General features: G+C 70.5%; 12 protein-coding genes. 7 read left to right on the forward strand and 5 right to left on the reverse strand.

Features of this window, described 5'->3' with window-relative positions:
- Positions 1 to 42: 42 nt before the first annotated feature.
- A complete protein-coding gene (locus FL311_RS15560; protein WP_141325928.1) occupies positions 43 to 1,716 on the reverse strand; it encodes an amidase in 1,674 nt (557 codons plus the stop codon).
- A 26-nt stretch (positions 1,717 to 1,742) separates the two neighbouring features.
- Positions 1,743 to 2,480, reverse strand: coding sequence for a 1-acyl-sn-glycerol-3-phosphate acyltransferase (locus tag FL311_RS15565; RefSeq protein WP_141325929.1), 738 nt, complete (start codon positions 2,478 to 2,480; stop codon positions 1,743 to 1,745).
- A gap of 113 nt (positions 2,481 to 2,593) precedes the next feature.
- On the opposite strand from FL311_RS15565, the gene FL311_RS15570 reads away from it, so the two are divergent.
- Together FL311_RS15570 and FL311_RS15575 are read left to right on the forward strand one after the other, a co-directional pair.
- Positions 2,594 to 3,490: a PilZ domain-containing protein gene (locus tag FL311_RS15570; protein WP_141325930.1), complete on the forward strand. Its 897-nt coding sequence runs from the start codon at positions 2,594 to 2,596 to the stop codon at positions 3,488 to 3,490.
- A 57-nt stretch (positions 3,491 to 3,547) separates the two neighbouring features.
- The gene (locus FL311_RS15575) at positions 3,548 to 5,323 is read left to right on the forward strand and encodes a leucine-rich repeat domain-containing protein (RefSeq protein WP_228556894.1); all 1,776 of its coding nucleotides are present in this window, start codon (positions 3,548 to 3,550) and stop codon (positions 5,321 to 5,323) included.
- Positions 5,324 to 5,654: 331 nt separating this feature from the next.
- Here the strand turns inward: FL311_RS15575 and FL311_RS15580 are convergent, their stop codons facing one another.
- The gene (locus tag FL311_RS15580; RefSeq protein WP_141325932.1) at positions 5,655 to 6,107 is read right to left on the reverse strand and encodes a hypothetical protein; all 453 of its coding nucleotides are present in this window, start codon (positions 6,105 to 6,107) and stop codon (positions 5,655 to 5,657) included.
- A 2,293-nt stretch (positions 6,108 to 8,400) separates the two neighbouring features.
- Here FL311_RS15580 and FL311_RS15585 point away from each other — a divergent pair.
- From FL311_RS15585 to FL311_RS15595, 3 genes are read left to right on the forward strand one after another with little or no spacing between them, the layout of a single operon-like run.
- On the forward strand, positions 8,401 to 9,600 hold the full coding sequence (locus FL311_RS15585) for an HlyD family secretion protein (protein ID WP_194869212.1): 1,200 nt from the start codon (positions 8,401 to 8,403) through the stop codon (positions 9,598 to 9,600).
- 3 nt (positions 9,601 to 9,603) lie between these two features.
- Complete coding sequence (locus tag FL311_RS15590; protein ID WP_141325934.1) at positions 9,604 to 12,300, forward strand: ATP-binding cassette domain-containing protein; 2,697 nt, start codon at positions 9,604 to 9,606, stop codon at positions 12,298 to 12,300.
- On the forward strand, positions 12,297 to 14,477 hold the full coding sequence (locus tag FL311_RS15595) for an ABC transporter ATP-binding protein (RefSeq protein WP_141325935.1): 2,181 nt from the start codon (positions 12,297 to 12,299) through the stop codon (positions 14,475 to 14,477). The genes FL311_RS15590 and FL311_RS15595 overlap by 4 nt, the downstream gene beginning before the upstream one ends.
- A 1,206-nt stretch (positions 14,478 to 15,683) precedes the next feature.
- Here the strand turns inward: FL311_RS15595 and FL311_RS15600 are convergent.
- The gene (locus FL311_RS15600) at positions 15,684 to 17,483 is read right to left on the reverse strand and encodes a hypothetical protein (protein WP_141325936.1); all 1,800 of its coding nucleotides are present in this window, start codon (positions 17,481 to 17,483) and stop codon (positions 15,684 to 15,686) included.
- A gap of 263 nt (positions 17,484 to 17,746) precedes the next feature.
- Positions 17,747 to 19,267: a cytochrome-c peroxidase gene (locus tag FL311_RS15605; RefSeq protein ID WP_194869213.1), complete on the reverse strand. Its 1,521-nt coding sequence runs from the start codon at positions 19,265 to 19,267 to the stop codon at positions 17,747 to 17,749.
- A 739-nt stretch (positions 19,268 to 20,006) separates the two neighbouring features.
- Here FL311_RS15605 and FL311_RS15610 point away from each other — a divergent pair.
- Both FL311_RS15610 and FL311_RS15615 read left to right on the forward strand, forming a co-directional pair.
- On the forward strand, positions 20,007 to 20,828 hold the full coding sequence (locus FL311_RS15610) for a hypothetical protein (protein WP_141325938.1): 822 nt from the start codon (positions 20,007 to 20,009) through the stop codon (positions 20,826 to 20,828).
- A gap of 102 nt (positions 20,829 to 20,930) precedes the next feature.
- Positions 20,931 to 22,319, forward strand: a complete 1,389-nt coding sequence (locus tag FL311_RS15615) for a di-heme oxidoredictase family protein (protein ID WP_141325939.1) — start codon at positions 20,931 to 20,933, stop codon at positions 22,317 to 22,319.
- Positions 22,320 to 22,444 lie beyond the last annotated feature (125 nt).

Genomic DNA, 22,444 nt, shown 5'->3' on the forward strand with positions numbered 1-22,444 from the left:
GACGATGGGCCTGAAAAATATCAGGATGTCTTTGAATCGCGCTCAGCGCAGGGCGGTGACATGCACGGCGGGCGTGCGAGCGGCCGTGGCGCGCTCCACCACGCGGCCCAGGCGCAGCAGCAGGTGCTCCTCATAGGGGCGCCCCATGAGCTGCAGGCCCACGGGCAGACCCGCGCTGTCGTGGCCGGCCGGGACGGACAGGGCGGGGAAGCCCGTCAGGTTCCCCTCGCGCACGAAGCGCATCAGCGCGTCGACGACAGGCAGGTTCGACTCGCCGTCGGGCAGCGTGCCCTCGGGGATGAGGGGCGCGGTGGTGGCCGTCGACGGGGTGACGAGGACGTCCACGCCCGCCATGACGGCGAGCAGCTCGCGCGTCAGCCGGTGGCGGTGGCGCAGGGCGTGCACCAGGTCCGTGGCGCGGAAGTGCCGGCCGATGGCCAGGTTGGTGCGCGAGTCGAGCCCGAAGTCCGAGGCGTGCTCGCGCGAGTGCGGCAGCATCGCCTCGGCCATCTCGCTGAGGATGATGCAGCTGTGCGTCCAGAGCACGGTGTTCAAATCCGGCGCGGGCACCTCCACCACGGTGGCGCCCGCGGCCGTCAGCGCGCGCACCGCCTCCTTGCAGCGCGCCACCACGTCCGGTGACGCGTCCTCGAAGTAGGGCCAGCAGATGCCCAGCCTCACGCCCGTCAGGTCCGCGCGCTCGTAACCGGACAGGTGATGCGGGGGCTGTCCCTGGGAGACCAGGTCCTTGCCGTCAGGTCCGGCGAGCAGCGCATACGCCGCCGCGACGTCATCCACCGTGAGGCCCATGGGCCCCACGTGCCCCACGTTCCAGCACAGCGGCGGCACGCCCGTCTCGGGGATGCGGCCCCACGTCGCCTTGAGGCCGACGATGCCGCACAGGGCCGCCGGGATGCGGATGGAGCCACCGCCGTCCGCGCCGATGCTCAGCGGACACAGGCCCGCGGCGACGACGGCGGCCGAGCCGCTGGAGCTGCCTCCGGTGATGTGGCCCCGGTTCCACGGGTTGCGCGCGACGCCGTGGTGCGGATTCAACCCGATGGGGTTGATGCCAATCTCGTTCATGTTGGCCTTGCCCAGGATGAGCGCGCCCGCGGCCTTGAGGCGCGCGGCCACCGTCGAGTCCACCGAGGCCACCTGGTGGCGGAAGCGCGTGCCCAGCGTGGTGGGGAAGCCCGCCAGGTCCACCTCGTCCTTGAGCACCACCGGCACGCCGTCCAGCACGCTCAGCGCGCGGCCCTCGCGATGGCGCCCGGCGGAGGCCTCGGCGGCACGGAGCAGCTCGTCGGGCTTGCGCGCGATGAACCACCCCATGCGCGCCTCGCCGCGCTCCAGCCGGTCGATGGCCTCGTTCAGGCGACGGGCCACGGAGACCGGGTCCGCGCCGCCCTCGCGGTAGGCCCGGACATACGCGCCCACCGTCTCGCGCTCCGGCGTCACGGGCTGCGCCAGGATGGCGCGCGAGGCCTGCTCCGTGGGGGACTGGGGCTCGGTGGCGGGCGCGCCCGGAGGCAGCGGGTATTGGAGCGGGGGCGCATCACCGGCGGACAGCTCCCGCCACCGGTCGATGCCGCTGTCGCGCACCAGCTTCTCCAGCACGGGTGAGCCGACGGCGCTCTCCAGGGTGTTGACGAACGCCTTGAGCGCCAGCCCCGACACGCGTGGCGCCTTCACCGGGTTGCGTTGGTAGGACATGCCCTGGAGCCTACCCCCGGGCGGGGCTATTCCAAGCCCCGCTCCCGGGCGAGGGCGCGCAGCCGCTCCACGAGCGCGTCCCGGTCCTCGTAGCGCAGGCCCTCGGTGGGGATGGCGGGCAACAGCTCCACGCGCACCCGCCCCGGCCTGACGCGCCACTCCCCGAAGGGCAGCACGTCCCGCGCGCCGTGGAACACCATGGGGACCAGGGCGGCGCCGGAGCGGATGGCGAGCACCGCCGCGCCCTTGCGGTAGGGATTGAGCCGGCCGTCCTCGCTGCGCCGGCCCTCGATGGACATGTAATAGCTGGCGCCCGCGCGCAGGGCCTGGGCGGCGCGGTCCACGGCGCGACGGGCCTGCGCGCTCCACTGGCGCACCACCACCGTGGAGCCCTGGGCCCAGGGCACCCAGCCCGCGAAGGGCAGCGCCGCATACTCGATGTTCATGAAGATGCGCACGGGCCGGGGCAGCACCGGGGGCGTCACGAACGTCTCGCTCAAGCTCGTCTGGTTCAACTGCAGGAACAGGTACGAGGACGCGTCGTAGCGGCCCTCGTTGTGGTCCACCACCTCCACGTCCACGCCGAAGACGCGCCGGGCCCACAGACACCACGTCCGCATCAGCGCGTCCGAGGCCCCGGGGCTGACGGGCCCCAGCAGGAGCGCGGGCGTGAGCAGGGGCGGCATCGCCGCGCACGCCACGCCCCAGCGCAGCAGGCTCGACAGCAGGCCCGGGCGGGTAGGGAGCGAGGGAGGGACGTCCATGCGCTGGCCTATACCAGGGTGTATGCATGAGGACGGGGTGGAAGTGGACCTCTCGCGCCAGTCCGTGAGGACATGGCAGGCTGGGAGGCGCGAAAGGCAGGCAGGGGGGCATCATGGGAAGTCCACGCGCCAACGCGCTCGAGGAATACAAGACGCTGCTGGAGCGACAGCGCGCGGCGCCGCTCGGCCCCGACGAAGCCCAGCGTCTGGAGTTGCTCCGGGACGTGCTGCTGGAATTGGGAGCGCTGCCCCCCGAGGGCAGTCCCCTGCCCGCGCGTCCCGCTCGCGCGGACGCGGTGTTGGAGCTGACGTTCGCCACGCAGGATGACGTGGTGCGCGCGTACAGCAGGAACATCGGCACGGGAGGGCTCGCCATCCGCACCCCGCGCGCGCTGCCGGTGGGGAGCACGCTGGAGCTGCGCATCACCCTCCCCGACTCGGCCCAGGCGCTGCGGGCCTTCGGTCAGGTGGCGTGGTCGCGCGAGGACGGCATGGGCGTGGCCTTCACGCAGCTGGCACCCGACGGCGAGCAGCGATTGAAGGCGTTCGTGGCCCAGGACGCCTCGCTGCTCCAGCGCGTGCGGGGCGTGCTGAAGACGGACGTGATGGAGCTCTTGAAGAAGGACGTGAGGGAGCTGGGCAAGGGGCCCGCGCCCCAGGCCGCCAACGCGGTGGAGCTGGACACACGGGAGCCGGTGCTGGTGCGCCTGTCGGACGCGCGCTTGATGGCGCTCCTCACCGAGCTGTTCGAGCAGAAGGGCCTGCGCGTCGTGACGGACAGCGACAAGCCCGCGCGCATCATCATCGTGGACACGGGCTCCGCGCTGGATGTGCTCAGCACGGCGGCGCGCCCCGGCTCGCGCATCGTCATGGTGAACGTGAGCGGACCGGACTCGCTGATGGGCCGCCTGTCGAACCTCAACCCCGCCGCCTTCGTCAAGCACCCGGCCAGCGCGGCCGCCGTGCTCGTCGCGGTGGAGAGGCTCCTGGCGGCGACGAAGTCCTCCTGATGCGGGAGGGGAACCGCTACGCTCGGCCCGATGAGACCTGGGACGTGGCGACTCCTCGTGGGATTCCTGATGGGCTGCGCCACCAGGCCGCCCGTCGCCCCTCCCCCTCCGCGCGTCGAGCCATCTCCCGCGGTGCTCACCGCCTACCGCGTGCTGCCGGAGGGAGGGCTCGAGCGCTGGCGCTCCCTGACGGCGGACGCGGCCGGCTTCCAGCCCCCCACCGGGGGCAGGTGGTGCGCGGAGCCGCTCGGCGCGCTCGTCACGGAGGAGGAGGCACGTCAGCGGGCCACCGCGTTGAAGGCGCATCAGGTGCCCGAGCTCTGCTTCGACTCGGCGCCCCTGCCCGCCCCGTCGCTCCTCGCGCGGCTGCTGCGCGACTCGGGCGCGGTGGGCCTGCGCGCCTCGGGCACTCCGCTGGGCGACGCGCACCTGGAGGCCCTGCGGGAGCTCACCGCCCTGGAGGCCCTGCACCTGGACGGCACACGCGTGACCGACGTGGGGCTCGCGCACGTGAGGGGGATGCGGAGGCTGACCGTCGTGCGCCTGGATGAGACGGCCATCTCCGACGCGGGCCTCGGCTTCCTCTCCGGGCTGACGACGCTGCGGCGCCTCACCCTCGCGAGCACCGCCATCAGCCCGCGTGCGCTGTCTCCCCTCGCCGCCCAGTCGGAGCTCGAGTGGCTGGACCTCTCCGACACCGCGGTGGACGACACCGTCCTCGCCTGGGTTCCCGGCGCGCGCCTGCACACGCTGGTGCTGAGCGGGACGCACGTGACGGACGCGGGCCTCGCGCGGCTGCGGGAGCTGCCGGGCCTCACGCAGCTGGGCCTCGCGCGCACCGGGCTCACCGACACGGGCCTCGCGCACCTCGGCACGCTGCGGAACCTGGAGGCGCTGCACCTGGGCCACACCCGCCTCACCGACCTGGGCCTCGTCCACCTCTCCGGCCTGACGGCGCTGCGCGCCCTGGTCCTCACGAAGACCCAGCTTCGGGGCCCGGGGCTCCAGCACCTCGCGGCACTGAGCGCGCTGGAGCTGCTCCACCTCGACGACACCCGCGTGGACGACGCGGCCCTGCGACAGGTGCGAGGACTCGCGGCCCTGCGGGAGCTGGACGTGTCGAGGACCGCCCTCACGGCGGGGGGACTCGACGTGCTCGCGGGCTTCATCGTGCTGGAGCGGCTGGGCCTGTCCGGCCTGGCCGTGACGGATGACTCGCTCGCCGCGCTTCGAGGGCTGGAGCGACTGGTCCGGCTCGACCTGAGCGCCACGCCGATGGGCCCCCAGGCCCTGGGGCATCTGCCCGCGGGTCTGCGCGAGCTGGACGTGAGCCGGACCGCCTTCAACGACGAGTGGCTGCCCGCGCTGCGCGCCCTGCCCCACCTCCAGTCCCTGCGCGCCGAGCGCACCCTGCTCACCGACCTGGGGCTGGGGCAGTTGGCCGAGCTGGCCGGCTTGGAGTCGATTCACGTCGCGGGCACGCCCATCAGCGGCTCCGGACTGGGGGCCCTCCAGCGACTGCCGCGGCTGACGCGGCTGGACCTGGGCGCCACGTGGCTCAACGACGAGAGCCTCCAGGCCCTGAGGAGCTTCCCCCAGCTCACCTGGCTCAGCCTCGCCCGAGCGCGCATCGGCGATGCAGCCCTGGGTCACCTGCCCAGGACGCTGCACACGCTCCACCTGCCCCGCACCGGGGTCACCGACGCGGGCCTGGCCTCGCTGCGCGCGCTCCCCCAACTGCGCGTGCTGGATGTCCGAGGAACCTCGGTGTCGGACGCGGCCCGCGAGGCGCTGGTCCGGGAGCGAGGGCTGCGGCTCGTCACCGCGCCCTGAAAAGACGTTGGCTCTCGCGGAGGCCTTCCCGTTCCTGCTCAAGGCAATGGGCGCCCTCGTGTTGTGGTTCGTGGGACGTGCACTCATCAGCACCTTCCGGCGTGTGTTGAACCTGACGCTGCAGAAGCGGCGGTTCGACGCCACGCTCATCCGGGACATCGCGTCGCTGTCACCGGCTCCCTCACCCTCCTGTTGCGGCTGGGCATCCTGGGGATGAGGGGGTTCGAGACCACCTCGTTCGCCGCGCTGCTGGCCGCCGCGGGCATCGCCATTGGCGTGCACTGCAAGCCCACGCAGGCGGGCGCCGTCTCGCTCGCCGTGGAGGAGACACTCATCGCCACCGGCCACGTCGTCCTCGCGCCGCCGGCTGCACGGGCCACCAGTCCTTGCTGCGCCGGCGGTACTCCTTCACGTCCGCCTCCCGCGGGGTCGCCAGCCGCGTCTGGAAGCTCGCCTCCGTGTCCGTCAGCAGCTCCAGCGCCTTCTGTCCCATGGCCGCGTAGAACACGTCGCCCGAGTGGTCCTCGCGCGCCTGAGGCCCCACGAACGCGACGTACTCCCGCGTCGCCGCGAGCAGCTCCCGCTCCTTCGTCCGGTCGAACCACCGGTCGAACGACGGCTCGAAGCCCCCGTCCACCTCGAAGCCCAGGAAGGTCTCCGGGCTCCGCACGAAGCAGCCCGCCCACGGGTCCTCGAGCATCAGCGCGCGCACCGGGCGGCCCTCGAGCCGCGCGTTGCCGACGATGGCCGCCCGCCAGGCATCCACATGAACCGGGTTGAGCATCCCGGGGACTCAAGCGCGCCCTCCCCACGTCAGGGAATCGCGCGAACCCCACCGGGCCCCGCAACGACAGCCGCCAGAGGGCGAGCAACTCCGCCCCCTGGCGACTCGCGTCTTGGACAGGCACTCTACGTGCCCGAACAAGGACTACAGCGCGTAGGCGTCCAGCACGGGCTGCGTGGGCAGCGGGAGAGAGCCACCACAGCCACGGGGACCACCACGAACCTTGGTCTTGATCTGCATGACGAGCTCCTATCGAGAACAGCCTGGGTTGGACTCAGTCGCGAGGACTGACGACTACGGGATCTGCGTGAGGACGCCGCCCGTGGTGCGCACGGGAATCGCAATACCACCGCCACAGCCACGGGGACCGCCACGAACCTTGGTCTTGATCTGCATGATGGACTCCTCGGAATCAGGTGTGAGTGAAGTCAGCTCGGGATGCTGACGGAGGACTACGGGATGGCCGCGAGCGCGTCGGAACGCACCGCGATGATCACGCCACCACCACAACCACGGGGACCGCCACGAACCTTGGTCTTGATCTGCATGATGTGCTCCTTGGTGAGGATGACTCCATCGCTGGAGTCGGGTGAGGATGATTCAGCGCCGACTACGGCAGCTGGGTGCGGACCGTGCCGGTCAGCACGGGCAGGGAACCACCGCAACCACGGGGACCGCCACGAACCTTGGTCTTGATCTGCATGATGAGCTCCTGGTGAGGATGACTCCATCGCTGGAGTCGGATGGATGAAGCGGTGAGGCCAGTCGACTACGGCAGCTGGGTACGGACCTGCGTGGTCAGCACGCCACCACCACAACCACGGGGACCGCCACGAACCTTGGTCTTGATCTGCATGGTACGCTCCTGGATGTACTGCGTTGACACCAGACACCCAACCCATGGGATTGGATGACTGGAAGGCGTTGATGAAAAGCTCTTGAGTCTACGGACGACGACACCTTCTGGTTTCTTCAGGTGCCAGCCAATCTATACACACCCCTCTGACACGCGAGCCTCCAAGGTCACTCGCTGTCCCGCCTCCCCCGCGACCGGCGCTCCTTCCGGCCCCTCCACAACCCGCGCTACCCGCCTCTATTCCCCGTCCACCCAGCCATTACGCGGCTCCCGAGTCGCCATTGCGTGCGATTCACCGTTCCCGGTCCGCATCGGAAGTAGAATCATTAAAGGCGGGTGTAATCGGCCAGTCAAGTCACCACGCAAAGAATGCGGCGAAAGTCTTTGTAACCTCTCACGCCACAGCCAATCTCAGACTTCGCGAATCGGAAGAAAATACAGGCGACCTCGCGAAGGCATAAAAAAATCGCCAGCGAGCGATGTTCCGCTCACTGGCGATTTCGAGCTTCGTCCGAGCGAATCACCGCCCGGGGACGAAACTACGGGAGCTGCTGGAGCACGTCGTCGTACCAGATGCTGATGCCGCCGGGGCCGCAACCACGGGGACCGCCACGAACCTTGGTCTTGATCTTCATGTGTCTGCTCCTGGTGATTGAGTCACTACGGTGAAACAACGACGTCTGGACGACTACGCCAGAACGGTGTCGTACCAGATGCTGATGCCGCCCGGGCCACAGCCGCGGGGACCGCCACGAACCTTGGTCTTGATCTTCATGATGTCGCTCCTGGGTTGAACCACGTTCGCTCCAGGCGACACGGTTGCCCATGCACACCCGGAGTAGAATCATTAAAAATCGATGAAAATTGGGAGTCAAGCCTTCAACTGAAAAACCCGCCAATCCAAATAGATCCGGGGACTTGGACAAATGGCGCAATTTATCGAAACCTGAGACCCCCCCCCCGGGTCATGAATCCACCTGGAGCCGGAGCCGGTGTGCCCGAACCGGTTACAAGCGGCCGGCTCCGGACGCGGCGGAGGGGCGCCGCCTCGGTGATACGTGGAGACCGCATCACGCCCCGCGTCGCAATGTCCTGAAAACATGTTTTAGCCATTTTATGAGCCCTATCTTCCAGATAGGACTGACCTGGACAACCCTTGACACGTCGGCCGGCCGCGTCCCGGGCGCCGCGCGGCTCCGGGCCTGGATGGATTGTCCATTCACGAAGGCGCGGCGAAGACAATCGCGGACCGGGCGCGGGCGCGATGACGGGGCGCGTGCGGCATGGGGGGGTGACGCCCCTGGCTTTGCCGCGCGTCAGTCCGCCGGGCGAGGATGGGCGCCGACCTCCGGGAGCGTCCCGGGTGGAAGGTCTGGCGGGGAGTCCGTCTGTTCCACGGTGATGAGGTAGGCTTCGCTCATGAGAGTTGGTGAAGGAATGTTCCCGCGCACCGTGCGCGCGCTGCTGCGGGGGCGAGGGCGCTCGGCGCTCTGGTTGTTGCCGGTGGGGCTGTTCGCCGTCTGGGGCGTGTGGTTCCTGCGAGCGAGCATCACCGTCTACGAGCCCAGCGTGCAGGCGCGGCTGGAGGTCCACCGCGAGGTGTACGCCGTGGATGCGCCGGTGGACGGGCGGCTGGTGAAGACGCGGGTGGAGCTGCACCGGCAGGTGCGCGCGGGCGAGGTGCTCTTCGAGCTCGCCCACGAGCAGGAGGCGCGGCAGCTGGCGGAGGCGGAGGCCCAGCTTCGGGGTCTGGGGCCGCAGCTGACGGCGGCGCGCGCGGAGCTCGAGGTGGAGCAGGGCGCGCTCGTGGCCCAGCAGGAGCGCGGCGCGGCGGGCGTGGAGGAGGCCAAGGCCCGGCTGGTGGAGGCCGAGGCGCTGGCGCGCCGGGCGCTCGAGGAGAAGGCGAGCGCGGAGCAGCTGCACTCGCGCCAGTTGATCAGCGAGTCCGAGTGGAGCCGCGTGCGCACCGAGCTGGAGCGCGCCCAGGCCTCCGAGCAGGCCTCCCGCGCGGCGCTCGCGCGCGTGAAGATGGATGGGACGATGCTGGCCACCGAGCGGCGCATCCGGGCCGCGGCGCTCAAGCGGGACATCGCGGAGCTGGAGGCCGCCGAGAGCGTGGCACAGGCCTCCGTGGAGCGTCTGCGTGAGGAGCTGGAGCGGCGCGTGGTGAAGGCGCCCGCCGACGGCATCCTCGGCGAGACGAGCCCGGTGCGCGTGGGCACGCAGGTGAGGGCCGGGGACCGCATGGCCACCGTCGTCGCGGGGGGCGACGTGCGCATCGTCGCGCAGCTGTCCCCCGCCACGGCGCTGGGCCGGGTGCGCGCGGGCCAGCCGGCGCGCATGAAGCTGGAGGGCTTCGCCTGGACGGAGTTCGGCATGGTGCGCGCCACCGTGGTGGCGGTGGCGAGCGAGGCGCGCGACGGCCTGGTGCGCGTGGAGCTGTCCGTGGACGAGATGCCGGTGGGCATCCCCCTGGAGCACGGCCTGCCGGGCACCGTGGACATCGCGGTGGAGGACTCCACGCCGCTCAAGCTGGTGCTGCGCGCGCTGGGCCGGGGGCTGGAAGCGCCGGCGCGCTCGCGGCCCCTGCCGCCGCGCTCGTCGGGGGATTTGGAGATGTCGCGGGGTGGGAGCTGAGCCATGGCGGGCACACGAAGGCTGCTCATCCCCGAAGTCATCCAGACCTCCGCCATGGACTGCGGTCCGGCGGCCCTCAAGGCGCTCTTCGACGGCTTCGGCGTGTCCGTCAGCTACGGCCGGCTGCGCGAGGCCTGCCAGACGGACATCGACGGGACGTCCGTGGACGTGCTGGAGGAGCTGGCCGGCAAGCTGGGCCTGGAGGCCACCCAGGTCGTCCTGCCTCGCGACCAGGTGCTGATGCCGGAGACGAAGACGCTGCCGGCCATCATGGTGGTGCGTCTGGCGGACAGCAACCTGCACTTCATCGTCGTCTGGCGCCGCATCGGTGACCGGGTGCAGATCATGGACCCCGCGCTGGGACGGCGCTGGGTGTCGGTGGCGGAGCTGATGGACCGGCTGTACGTCCACGCCCTGCCCGTCCCGGCCGAGGCCTTCCGCGACTGGGCCGGCACGGACGAGTTCCTCGCCGGGATGCGCCTGAGGCTGCAGGCGCTCGTGGACAAGGCGCTCGCGGCGAGGCTGCTCGACGAGGCCCTGGCCGACGCGAGCTGGAAGGGCGTGGCGTGCCTGGACGCGACGACGCGCATGGTCCAGACGCTGGTGGACGGCGGCGGCGTGGAGCACGGCGAGGGGTCCGCGCGCTTCCTGGAGCAGCTGTTGAAGGAGGTGCACGTGGCCCTGGAGGAGGGCCGCGCCGAGCAGGTCATCCCCGCCACCTACTGGACGGCGGTGGGCGCTCCGGACGGCGAGGAGGTGACGTTGCGCGGCGTGGTCTGCATCCTCGCCCGGGGCCTGCGCCAGACGCGCGAAGAGGACGAGGAGCCCCTGTCCGCGGACCTCAAGGCGGCGCTCCTGGAGCCCCCCACCCGTCCGCTGCGCGAGCTCATCGGGCTGATGCGCCGCGACGGCCTGCTGGCCCCCTCCATCCTCGCGGCCATCGCCCTGACGGCCGCGGTGGGCGGCTTCCTGGAGGCGCTGCTGCTGCGCGGCATCATCGACGCGGGCCGCTACCTCACCACCCAGGAGCAGCGGCTGGCGGGCATCGTGACGCTGCTGGTGCTGATGGGCGTGCTGTTCACGCTGGAGCTGCCCCTGGCCATGGGGACGCTGAAGCTGGGCCGCCGCCTGGAGGTCCGGCTGCGGCTGGCGTTCCTCGACAAGATTCCTCGGCTGGGGGACCGCTACTTCAAGAGCCGGCTCGTCTCCGACATGGCGCAGCGCTGCCACGGCATCCACCAGGTGCGCAGCGTGCCCACGCTCGGCGTCGGCGTGCTGCGCGCCACCTCGGAGATGCTGGTGACGCTGGGAGGGCTGGTGTGGCTTGCCCCCGGCAGCGCGCCGCTCATCGTGCTGGGCGGGGCCCTGGCGCTGGCGGTGCCGCTGCTCGCGCAGCGCTCGCTGCTGGAGGCGGACCGGCGCATGCGCGACTTCGACGGCGTGCTGTCGCGCTTCTACCTGGACGCCATGCGGGGCGCCGTGGCGCTGCGCGCGCACCGCGCGGAGCTGACCCTGCGGCGCGCGCACGAGGAGCCCCTGCACGAGTACGTGGGCGCCGCGCGCACGCTGCTGGGCCGGGGCATCCTCACCGACACCCTGTCCATGCTGGCGGCCACCGGAGGCTCGGTGGCCATCGTGCTGCACGCCGTGTCCCAGGGCATCCAGCCCGGGGCGGTGCTGCTGCTGGTGTACTGGGCCCTGGCGCTGGCCACGGTGGGCAAGCAGCTGGCGGACGCGCTGCGGCAGTACCCCGCCGCGTCGTCGCTCACCGGCCGGCTGATGGAGCCGCTCTTGGCCCCCGACGAGGTGGGCGCGGGCCTGGAGGCGGTGGAGGAGCCGTCCCCCGCGGCGCTCGCGAGCCAGCCCCGCGGCGTGGGCTTCACGCTCGAGCAGGTGGAGGTCAAGGCGGCGGGCTTCACGGTGCTGCAGGGCATCGACATGACGGTGCGGCCCGGCGAGCACGTGGCCATCGTCGGCCCGTCGGGCGCGGGCAAGTCGTCGCTCGTGGGCATCCTGCTGGGCTGGCACCGCCCGTCCTCCGGGCAGGTGAAGGTGGACGGCGAGCCGCTCAAGGGCCAGACGCTGGCGCGCCTGCGCCGGCAGACGGCGTGGGTGGAGCCCGAGGTGACGCTGTGGAACAAGTCGCTGGTGGACAACCTGGCCTACGGGGTGGAGACGGGCGAGGTGCTGCCGCGCGTGGGGCAGGCGCTCAGGTCCGCGGACCTCATCGAGTTCCTGGACAAGCTGCCCCAGGGGCTCCAGACGCGCCTGGGCGAGGGCGGCAGCCTGCTGTCCGGCGGCCAGGGGCAGCGCGTGCGCCTGGGCCGGGCGCTCTTGAGGCCCGGGGTGCGGCTGGCCATCTTCGACGAGCCCTTCCGCGGCCTGGAGCGGGACCGGCGCGCGGCGCTGCTGGAGCGCTCCCGGCAGGAGCTGGAGGGGGCGACGATGCTGTGCATCATGCATGACATCGCGGAGACGCTGACGTTCGACCGGGTGCTGGTCATCAAGGGCGGCCAGCTGGTCGAGGACGCCAACCCGCGCGAGCTCGCGAAGCGGGAGGACTCCGTGTACCGCTCGCTGCTGGACGAGGAGGAGCAGATGCGGCGGGCCCTGGGCGGCCAGGGCGGCTGGAGGCGGATGATGCTGGACCAGGGACAGCTCGCCGAGCAGCCCCCGGAGTCGAAGCGGGGTGCGGCATGACGCGCGCCTCGGAGGCGAGGGGGGCCCGGCGTGCGGAGCCCCTGGCGGGGCTGGTGTGGCCCATGGCGCGCGGCGCGGAGGCGCTGGAGGCGCTGGCGCGCTCGGCGGGCCTGCCGCTGCCCCGGACGCGGGCGAAGGTCGTCGGGCAGGCGCCCACGGACCCGAACCGGCTGGGCGAGTGGCTGGACGCCGCCGCCCAGTCGCAGGGGCTGGAGCTGGACCTGGCGTACACGCGCCACGGCGAGGTGGAGAAGGCGCTCCTGCGCGCCTCCCCTGCCCTCCTGGACGTCGTCACCAGCGAGGGCGTCCAGGTGGCGGCGCTGCTGCGCGTGTCCGCCTCCGGCCGCACCGCGCGCGTCATCGCGCCGGACGAGACGGAGCGCGACGTGCCCCTGGCCTGGCTCACGTCCGGGGTGCAGGCCCTGGTCGAGGGCACCCAGGCCTCCACGGTGGACCGGGTGCTGTCGCGCGCGGCGATGCCGGAGCCCCAGCGGCTGCTCGCCCGGCGCGCGCTGCTGGGCGCGCAGCTGGCCAACACGCACCTGGTGGCGTCGCGCACGCTGCGGCTGCCGCCGGGCGCCCGGCTGGTCCACCACCTCAAGGCCCTGTCCACCGCGCCGCGGCTGGCGCTGGTGCTGGTGCTGGCGGTGCTCATCCAGGTGTGCGTGCTCAGCGCGTGGTGGCTGATTGGCCGGGGCGCGTTCGAGGGGCAGCTGGACCACGGCTGGCTGTGGGCGTGGGCGCTGATGGGGCTGACGGCGGTGCCGCTGCAGGCGGCGCTGGCGTGGACGCAGGGCTCGCTGGCGCTGGATTTGTCCGCGCTGCTCAGGCGCAGGCTTCTCGCCGGCGCGCTGGCCATGCCGGTGGACGAGGCGAAGCGCGGCGGCATCGGCGAGTACGTGGGGAGGACCTTCGAGAGCGCGGGCATGGAGCAGATGGCGCTCGCCGGCAGCTTCACCAGCCTGCTCGCGGTGGTGGACCTGACCCTGGCCGGCAGCGTGACGCTGTCGGGCCCCGCGGGCATGCTGGGGCTGGCGGCGCTGGGCGGCTACTGCGTCCTGCTGGGCGTGCTCGTGGCGCGCCAGTCGCTGCTGTTCCGGGGCTGGACGGAGGCGCGCGTGGTGATGACGCACGCGCTCATCGAGCGGATGCTCGGCCACCGCACGCGGCTGGCGCAGGAGCAGCCCTCGCGCTGGCACGAGGAGGAGGACCAGGAGCTGGCGCGCTACTCGGACGCGTCCGAGCGCTGGGACGCGGGCACCGCGCGGGTGACGACGCTCGCGCGCCGGGGCCTGTTGCCGGTGGCCATCATCGCCATCCTCCCCGGCGTGCTGGCCGGGGCGGACACGGCGAGCATCGCGGTGGGCGTGGGCGCGGCCCTGCTGGGTGCCCGCGCGGTGATGTCGCTGGCGGTGGGCGCGCTGGCGCTCATCGGCTCACGGGTGCTGTTCTCCGCGGTGCGCCCCATGCTCGACGCGGCCCGGCTCTCCGGCGCCGTGGGCGGGGGCGAGGACGCCGCGCCCCAGGTGACGCCGCTCGCGGCCACCGAGGCGCCGTCCAGGAGCCAGGCGCTGCTCGAGGTGCGCGACGTGTACTTCAAGCACCCCGCCTCGCCGCGCGCGGTGCTCGAGGGCGCGTCCGTGGTCATCCATCCCGGAGAGCGCGTGCTGCTGGAGGGGGCGTCCGGCTCCGGCAAGTCCACGCTCGCCTCCATCCTCACGGGCCTCAGGCGCCAGGGCTCCGGCGTGGTGCTGCTGCGCGGCCTGGACATGTCCACCTGGACGCAGGACGGCTGGGGCGCGCAGATCGCCGGCGCGCCGCAGTTCCACGAGAACCACATCATCTCCGGCACGCTGGCGATGAACCTGCTGCTGGGCCGCGCCTGGCCCCACACCCAGGACGACGTGAAGCTGGCGCGCGAGCTGTGCGAGGAGCTGGGCCTGGGCGAGCTGCTCCAGCGCATGCCCGCCGGAATCCTGCAGATGGTGGGCGAGCGCGGCTGGCAGCTGTCCCACGGCGAGCAGAGCCGCATCTTCGTCGCGCGCGCCCTGCTCCAGCGCGTCCAGGTCGTGGTGCTCGACGAGGCCTTCGGCGCGTTGGACCCGGTGACGATGCGCAAGGTGATGGCGTGCGTCGAGGCGCGCGCGCCCACGCTCATCGTCATCGCGCACCCCTGAAGGGATTGGGAGCGCCGCCCGCGGGGCCCGGCCACGGCCCTCGGGCGGTGTAACCCCTCCGGCGCGCGCCCCGCGTCACCGACGAGGCGCTGGAAACACGACGGCCGCCAGCAGGCACGAAGCCCACTGACGGCCGAAGGACTGACTCCGGGTCTGAATCAGACCTCGTCGTACCAGATGCTGATGCCACCCGGGCCGCAACCACGGGGACCGCCACGAACCTTGGTCTTGATCTTCATGGTGTTTGCTCCTGAGGTGCGAGGCTGGAATTACAGCTCGTAGTAGATGCTGATGCCGCCGGGACCACAGCCACGGGGACCGCCACGAACCTTGGTCTTGATCTTCATGGTGTTTGCTCCTGAGGTGCGAGGCTGGAATTACAGCTCGTAGTAGATGCTGATGCCGCCGGGACCACAGCCACGGGGACCGCCACGAACCTTGGTCTTGATCTTCATGGTGTTTGCTCCTGAGGTGCGAGGCTGGAATTACAGCTCGTAGTAGATGCTGATGCCGCCGGGACCACAGCCACGGGGACCGCCACGAACCTTGGTCTTGATCTTCATGGTGCTTGCTCCTGGTGTGTGATGCGTGAACGACGACTCCTGGCGACGACTACTCCAGCACTTCGTAGCTGATGCCACCGGGGCCACAGCCGCGAGGGCCACCACGAACCTTGGTCTTGATCTTCATCTGGATTGCTCCTGGTGAAAGAGAGAACGGGTTCAGCGGTTCAGCGACAACACAGCTCAGACAGCGATGACGCCGCCACAGCCACGGGGACCGCCACGGACCTTGGTCTTGATCTGCATGTGCTTGCTCCTGGTGAGAGGTTGACGACCTCAGCTACTGCACAGCTCAGACAGCCTTGACGAGAACGCCGCCGCCACAGCTACGGGGACCGCCACGAACCTTGGTCTTGATCTGCATGTGCTTGCTCCTGGTGAGAGGTGAGAACCTCAACGACAGAACGACTCAGACAGCGATGACGACCCCACCACCACAGCTACGGGGACCGCCACGAACCTTCGTCTTGATCTGCATGGGGCTTCCTCCAGGACTCCGAGGCATCAGCACCAATCGCGACAGTTCAGCTAACTGACGTTTTTGGCTACTCCGATATAAGTCGGTGAAACATGTGAGTCAAGCTTCCCGGGCCTGAAACATTCCATCATGGCTCCAGGCCCGGGAGTGAAACACCGCGTCATCTCACGCGGCCACGGCGCGGGGGTTGCCCGGGGTGATGGTGACGGACGCGACGTCGTCCTGGATGGTCAGCCCGAGCTCCTCGCGGAACACCTCCATCAGGTAGGGCAGCACGCCGATGGTGGCGAACCGCAGCCGGTGGTGGATGGAGAGGTCCAGGTTGGTGAAGTGGCGCTTGGGGTGCTCGCGCTTGAGCAGCTTGTTGACCTCACGCTGCACGTTGTCCAGGGTGCCCACGGCGGAGCGCTCGATGGTGATGTAGTCGGCGAGCACGTCCGCCAGCCGGTCCGTCAGCTCGGGGTTGGCGCCCTCGGGCGCCGGGGCCCGCTCGCGGAACAGCGCGCGCAGCTGCTGGACCGTCTGCTCGTGCACCGCGTCCTTGGCCGGCGCGAACACGTCGGAGATGTGCTGCAGCTTCTCCTCGGAGAAGCCGCGCAGGCCGCGCTGGGCGCGGTCGTACATCTCCACATAGCGGGCCTTGGCCCAGGAGCGCTGGACCTCGGTGTGCTGACGGGTGGGCTGGATGATCTTCCAGTCCTTCTCCAGCCGCTCGCGCAGCCGGCCCCAGCCGGTGTCCTTGGGGGCCTCGGCCTGGAGGATGATGTCGCGCAGCCGCTCGTACGTGTGACACATGTGCGCCCAGAGCGTGAACTGGAGCGAGTACAGCTGCAGGCCGCGCAGGCCATAGTCGAACGCGGCGGGAATCTCCTCCAGCCACGTCGGCGGGGGCAGCGGCTCGCCCGCCAGGGGCTTTCCGTCCAGCATGGTCGCGAAGAACTCCTCGACCATGTGCGGCGGGCCGGCGCACACGCCGCGCGTGGACAGGAAGTGGTTGTCGCGCTCCGTCAGGTGCAGCAGCGACGCCGGGTTGATGGGCGTCTCGTACGGCATGGGCTGCTCGGGCAGGAACATCAGGTAGATGCTCACCATGCGCACGCCGTCGGTGACGCGGAACACCGACGACAGCAGCGGGTCCAGCGTCCCGTTGGGGACGGGGTTCTCCCCCCTGAGCAGCATCATCGACGGCAGCGCGAGCACCGCGCAGCTGAACGCGTGCAGATCTCCGATGCGCCACTGGCCGTCGGGCAAGAGCGGGTAGCGCTTGAGGAACTCGTCGCGCAGGATGAGCATCGCCTGCAGCGAGGGCTTCCAGACCTTGGTCATGGACTTGAGCGCCGTGACGTTCATCAGCGCGTCGTCGCGGAAGCGGCTGCCCGGGTACGGGCACATGCGCCACTCGGTCTCCATGCGCATGCGCATCGAGTCCGGGAAGACGTTGTTCTCGCCGATGTGCCGCCCTTCCGCGTCCAGCGCCGCGTGCGCCGCGCGGTGCACCGGCAGCATCGCCTCCAGGAAGCCGAACTCCATGGGCCGGCCCACCAGCTGCTTGAGCACGCCCTCCGTGTCGGGGTTCCACCACAGGGGGGACTCGGGCGCGGGGCGCTTGGCCTCCGCCGCCATGACCATCTTGTGGTAGTCGGTCTCCGCCGCGAGCTTCGGCGCCTCGCGCGACAGGATGTTCTCCGACAGCAGGTGCTCGAGCAGCTCCTTCACCCGCTCCCACGGCAGCGGCTCACCGCTGGACCAGCGCGTGGCCACGCCCGCCATGAAGCTGTCCTGCTTGAGCAGGTTCTCGCCGAAGGCGTGCAGCTCGGGCTCCTCGATGCTGATCTCCTTGAGCCCGTAGTAGATGCGCAGCTCGGTGGTGCCCTCTTCCGTCTGCACGTACTCACTCATGAACCGGCGCCGCATGGGCAGGTACAGCGTCTCATGCGGGTCGATGGGCACGGCTTGCTGACTCATGCGACTGCTCCTGGGGAGAAACCCGTTGTTCAGACCTGACGCAAAGGTCAGGAACTCTTCCACGAGGCCCCCGGAGCATCAAGCGAGCCCCGGGAGTCGAGATAGCACCCATTTTGACATGAGCCCTGACATCCGCGTTCCCGCCGGGTAGCCAGGGCCTCCCGCGCAAACCTTGCGTCCGGGAGTGCCAGAAAGGGCGAGGCCACCCAGGGGACTCAAGTCTCCCGTGGGTGGCCTGGCGTGTTACGGGAGGTGGCCTCGCGTCAGTTGCAGACGCCGAGCCCGGCGCGGCCCGTGACGGGCAGCGTCTCGCGGTTGGGGAACGTCAGCTCCGGGTGGTCGAACGGGGCGCGGTAGGTCTTGACGCGGCAGTCCGTGAGGGCGTTGCGCAGGAAGTCCACCAGCGCGGAGCGCTCGCTCGCGGTGAAGGTGCGCGGGACGATGTCCAGCGACTTCTCCGGGTTGGCGAAGTCACCGCCGCGCTCGTAGAAGTCCACCACGTCCTCGAGCGTGGGGTAGCCGCCGTTGTGGAAGTACGGCGGGTTGAGGCCCACGTTGCGCAGGGTGGGCGTCTTGAACGCGCCCATGTCGAACGGGGAGAGGCTGACGGAGTTGGGCACGCCGCCGAAGACGCCCAGGTCGCCGCGCGCCAGGTCGTCCTCGGTGGGACGCACGCCGATGTTGTGGAAGCCCGTGTCGCCGCCGTCGCGGTTGAGCGGGCCGGCGATCTCGTACCAGGACACCGTGGCGTCGGTCAGCATGGCGCCGGTGTGGCAGTTGATGCACTCGCCCTTGCCCACGAACACGGACAGGCCCTTGAGCTGCTTGGGCGTGAGCGCGGAGAGGTTGCCGCCCAGGAAGCGGTCGAACGGCGTCTGGTCCGGGATGAGCGTGGCCTGGTAGGCCTGGAGCGCCTCGCCCCAGAAGAGCGAGAAGGCGTTCTCGCCGATGTTCGCCAGCGCGTCGCCGAACGCGTCGCGAATCATCCGGTCGTACGTGCACGGCGCGCCGTTGCACAAGAGGCCCGGGCCGTCCGGGTTCGCCATGGCGCCCAGCACGCTGTCGTTGACGGACACGCGCTGGTGGCGCAGCGGCTGACGCGGAATCAGCTTCGTGCCCAGGCTGTCCGGGCCGAGAATCTGACGGCCCGAGCAGCCCTGCTCGCTGAAGTTCGTCACGGGGCCGGTGGCCTGCGACGCCAGCGACGCGCCCTCGATGCGCACCAGGAAGCCCTGGCCGTTGTTGCCCGAGTCACCCCAGATGTTCACGCCGTTGAAGAGGACGTTCGCCTCGCCGCCCCAGAACTGGTTGCGGTAGAAGCCGGAGCCCACCACGGTCGGCGTGTGGCGCGGGCCCACCAGCCGGAACTCGTTGAACGGCGCGGCCGGCACCACCACGCACTGGTCCGCCGGGTTGTCCAGGTTGTCCATGTCCAGGCCGAGGAACGCGGCGCGGAACGGGCCCTGCGAGCCCACGCGGTCATCGCTGGTGATCTTCGCCAGCGTGAAGTCCTGGCCGGGCCCCGCGATGCTGTCGAACGTGTCGTCGAAGCCCGGGTGGATGGTGTTGTTCTTGCGGTCATCCGCGCCGGCGGCGAAGTGACAGCTGGCGCACGCCGTCTCGCCGTCACCGCTCGACTGGATGTCCCAGAAGAAGGCCTTGCCCAGCCGGATGGCCGCGGCCTTGTTGATGATGCGGCTGCCCACCGGCTGCGGCACCGGCTCATGAGACAGCGGACGCAGCGAGAACACGGCCATGCTGTCCAGCAGGGCCTTCGCATCCACCGCCACTTCCTCATTCTCGGCGGGGGAGGGCTTGGGAGGCTCGACCTGTCCGGCCGGCTCACACGCCGACAAGGAAACCGCCAGAGCAGACGAGAAAAGGCCGCGGTTCAACCAACCACTCACTCCGCGGGACCACGACGAACGAGCCATAGAGAATGCCCCCTTCTCAGAGCGTCAGGACTTGTATGAGGTTGGCGGAATCACCAGTGTCTCCAGTCTGACGGACAGTTTTATACCGGTTCCGCATTATTCCTGTCCAGGCGGCCCCGACCCAGGGTGCACTTCCAGCCCCAGCGTAATATCCGGGTAGTAACCGCTCGCGGATTGGAACGACCTCACTGGGTGGGCGCGCTAAACCCGATGACGCGCCCTGTCCAGGGTGCCCGGTTCCACGGCCCTCACAGCCCTGCCAGGAATGCGAGCCATTCGCATGACCAGACATGGAGCGAACGCCCATCACCCCGGGTGAATACCTCATCCGGTGAGCATCGTGGGCGTGTAGCAAGCCGCGATACATGGGGCCCGTCGCCTGTGACGGTGGGCGCTACAGAGGGGCGGGCCGAGGAGGTGCAAAGGCTTGCTGATACAGAGGAGGTGAAACACGCCCGAGAACGTTGGCGTGCGGGGTGCAATGGACAGGAGCGCCGCCGGAGGGTGGCATTCGGGCAGGGCCGGCACCGGATGCGGAGAGCCACTGGCGGAGCAGCGCATTCCCCCTATTGAAGAGGTAGGTCATTCCATGCAGCTGAAGATGATGAGCCGTCTGATGGCGGCCGCGCTCCTGAGTGTTTTGTCGGGCTGCCAGGGCGAGGAGCCCACGTCCACCGAGGGCGAGGTCGCCGCCCAGGAGGCCGGTGCGAAGACGCAGTGCATGACGCGTTTCGACGGCATCACGAGCTGCGCGCTGGGCAACGCGCAGCTGTCCGCGACGGACAAGGGCCTGAACGTGACGGGCCTGCGCAGCGCTCGCACGGACGGCGTGTCGAGCAGCTTCGGCCGCGCGGCCCGCTGGTCGCAGACGACGTCGGTGGCGCTGGGCTCCACGGGCCAGCTGCAGCTGGAGGCGCGCTCGGGTGACCAGGTGGTCAGCACGCTGCGCGTGACGCCGGGCCGCGACGTGGACTCGGCCTTCGTGACGCCGACGTTCACCGGTTCGCCGGGCGGCTCCGGCTTCCGCATGAACATCTACCGCGAGGGCGTGCTGCAGGGCACCTCCACCCACAGCCCGAACGCGATGATCGTCTTCACCAACTGGCGGGACTTCTTCCGCTGGCTGGTGGCGGTCGCCGACTTCTACGAGCTGGACATCATCTGGAACAAGACGGGTGAGGCCACGGCCGAGAGCAACGTGGGCGCCTGCGGCTGGCAGATGACCACGCCGGGCAACACGTTCTCCGTGACGCTGGCGGACGGCAAGGTGGTCACCGGTGACTCCTTCGAGTTCGTCGAGGAGATCGGCGACGGCCACTATCCGTACAACGGCTTCACGGGCATGGACGTGAAGGCGACGGGCAAGGGGCTCAGCATCCTGAGCGAGACCTTCGTCCCGGCCGCGAAGTAGTTCCGGGTCCCATGCCGCGCAAGGCATGGGGCTGGCGCCGGGCGGCGCGTGGCAGCACCTTCGCCGCCCGGCGTCTTCATCGATGTTCCTGGAGAGCGCGCGATGAGACGGCGGCTGTACCTGCTGGGCATCCCCCTTGGAGCGATGGTGCTCACGGCCGTGTGGGCCCGGGCAGGCCGGCCTCCGCCGCCCCCTCCCCTCGTGCTCGGCGAGCTGCCGCTCGTGGCGGTGCCCGGCGAGGAGCTGTCCGGTGGCGGTGCGACGGTGAAGGACACGGGGCGCAACGCCTTCGGTCGCTCGCCACCGAACCTGGACCGCGCGCGCTGGCCCCAGTTCCACATCGGCAAGCGGGTGTTCGACCGCGACTGGAGCGACCCCGCGCACGGACCAGGACTGGGTCCGCTGTTCAGCGCCAGCTCGTGCATGACGTGCCACGTGAAGGACGGGCGCGGGCGTCCGCCCGAGTCCCCTTCCGAGCCCGTCGTGTCCATCGCGTTCCAGCTGGGCTCGCCTGACGGTCCAGGGCCGCATCCCGTGTATGGGGAGCAGCTCGACCTGCACCGGTTGGGGGGGCTCCGGGGCGAGGGCACCGTGGTGGTGCGCCACGAGGAGTTCTCCGGCCGATTCTCCTCCGGTGAGCCCTACGTGCTCGCGCGGCCCATCTACCAGTTCGAGCACCTGGCTCACGGGCCGCTCGGCGAAGGCACGCCCTTCTCGCCTCGCGTGGCGCCGGCGAACTTCGGGCTGGGGCTGCTGGAGGCCCTCCCCGAGGAGACGCTGCTGGCCAGGGAGGACGCCGAGGACCGCGACCAGGATGGCATCTCCGGACGCGCCAACCGGGTCGAGGATGTGACGACGCGAGGCACGCGCCTGGGGCGGTTCGGGTGGAAGGCGAACCAGCCCACCCTGCTCCAGCAGGTGGCGCACGCGCTGGTGGCGGACATGGGGCTGACGAACGAGCTCTATCCGCGCGCACAGGAGGCCGGGGCGGCGCCGGAGGCCGTCGACGTGCGGGCCTATGACTTGGAACAGCTGATGTTCTACACGCGCCTGCTCGCGGTGCCGAAGCGACGGGACTGGGATGCGCCCGCGGTGCTGCGTGGCAAGGCGGTGTTCCGCGCCATCGGGTGTGCCGCGTGTCATGTCGACGAGCCGATGCAGACGGGGGACGTGCCTGGCTTCCCGGAGCTGTCGCGGCAGGTCATCTACCCGTACTCGGACCTGCTGCTGCACGACATGGGCGAGGCGCTGGCGGATGGACGGCCGGACGGACTGGCCACCGGCCAGGAGTGGCGCACGCCGCCCCTGTGGGGCATCGGCCTGACGGCGACGGTGAACGGCCACACGCGCTTCCTGCATGACGGACGCGCGAGGAACCTCGAGGAGGCCGTGCTGTGGCACGGCGGCGAGGCGGCCCCCGCGCAGAGCCGCTACACGCGGCTGCCCCGTGAGGACCGTGAGGCGCTGCTCGCGTTCCTCGGCTCGCTCTGACTCGACTTTCGCCCTTTTAGGGCGAGGGGGAGAGCGCGGCGGTCCACGCCGCGCGCTCCTGAGCCGGTGATGCGCGAGAGGCCGCACGTAAGTTGGCGCGAAGTCGACGCGACGAATGCCAGCGG

It is taken from the genome of Myxococcus sp. AB025B (genome assembly GCF_006518215.1).
GTDB classification, from domain to species: Bacteria; Myxococcota; Myxococcia; order Myxococcales; family Myxococcaceae; genus Myxococcus; species Myxococcus fulvus.

What these genes read in the sequence shown, in the direction of transcription:
- FL311_RS15585 (WP_194869212.1), top strand. Translation starts at nt 8,401, where the DNA reads ATGTTCCCGCGCACCGTGCGCGCGCTGCTGCGGGGGCGAGGGCGCTCG.
- FL311_RS15600 (WP_141325936.1), bottom strand. Translation starts at nt 17,483, where the DNA reads ATGAGTCAGCAAGCCGTGCCCATCGACCCGCATGAGACGCTGTACCTG.
- FL311_RS15560 (WP_141325928.1), bottom strand. Translation starts at nt 1,716, where the DNA reads ATGTCCTACCAACGCAACCCGGTGAAGGCGCCACGCGTGTCGGGGCTG.
- FL311_RS15570 (WP_141325930.1), top strand. Translation starts at nt 2,594, where the DNA reads ATGGGAAGTCCACGCGCCAACGCGCTCGAGGAATACAAGACGCTGCTG.
- FL311_RS15580 (WP_141325932.1), bottom strand. Translation starts at nt 6,107, where the DNA reads ATGCTCAACCCGGTTCATGTGGATGCCTGGCGGGCGGCCATCGTCGGC.
- FL311_RS15565 (WP_141325929.1), bottom strand. Translation starts at nt 2,480, where the DNA reads ATGGACGTCCCTCCCTCGCTCCCTACCCGCCCGGGCCTGCTGTCGAGC.
- FL311_RS15595 (WP_141325935.1), top strand. Translation starts at nt 12,297, where the DNA reads ATGACGCGCGCCTCGGAGGCGAGGGGGGCCCGGCGTGCGGAGCCCCTG.
- FL311_RS15615 (WP_141325939.1), top strand. Translation starts at nt 20,931, where the DNA reads ATGAGACGGCGGCTGTACCTGCTGGGCATCCCCCTTGGAGCGATGGTG.
- FL311_RS15610 (WP_141325938.1), top strand. Translation starts at nt 20,007, where the DNA reads ATGCAGCTGAAGATGATGAGCCGTCTGATGGCGGCCGCGCTCCTGAGT.
- FL311_RS15590 (WP_141325934.1), top strand. Translation starts at nt 9,604, where the DNA reads ATGGCGGGCACACGAAGGCTGCTCATCCCCGAAGTCATCCAGACCTCC.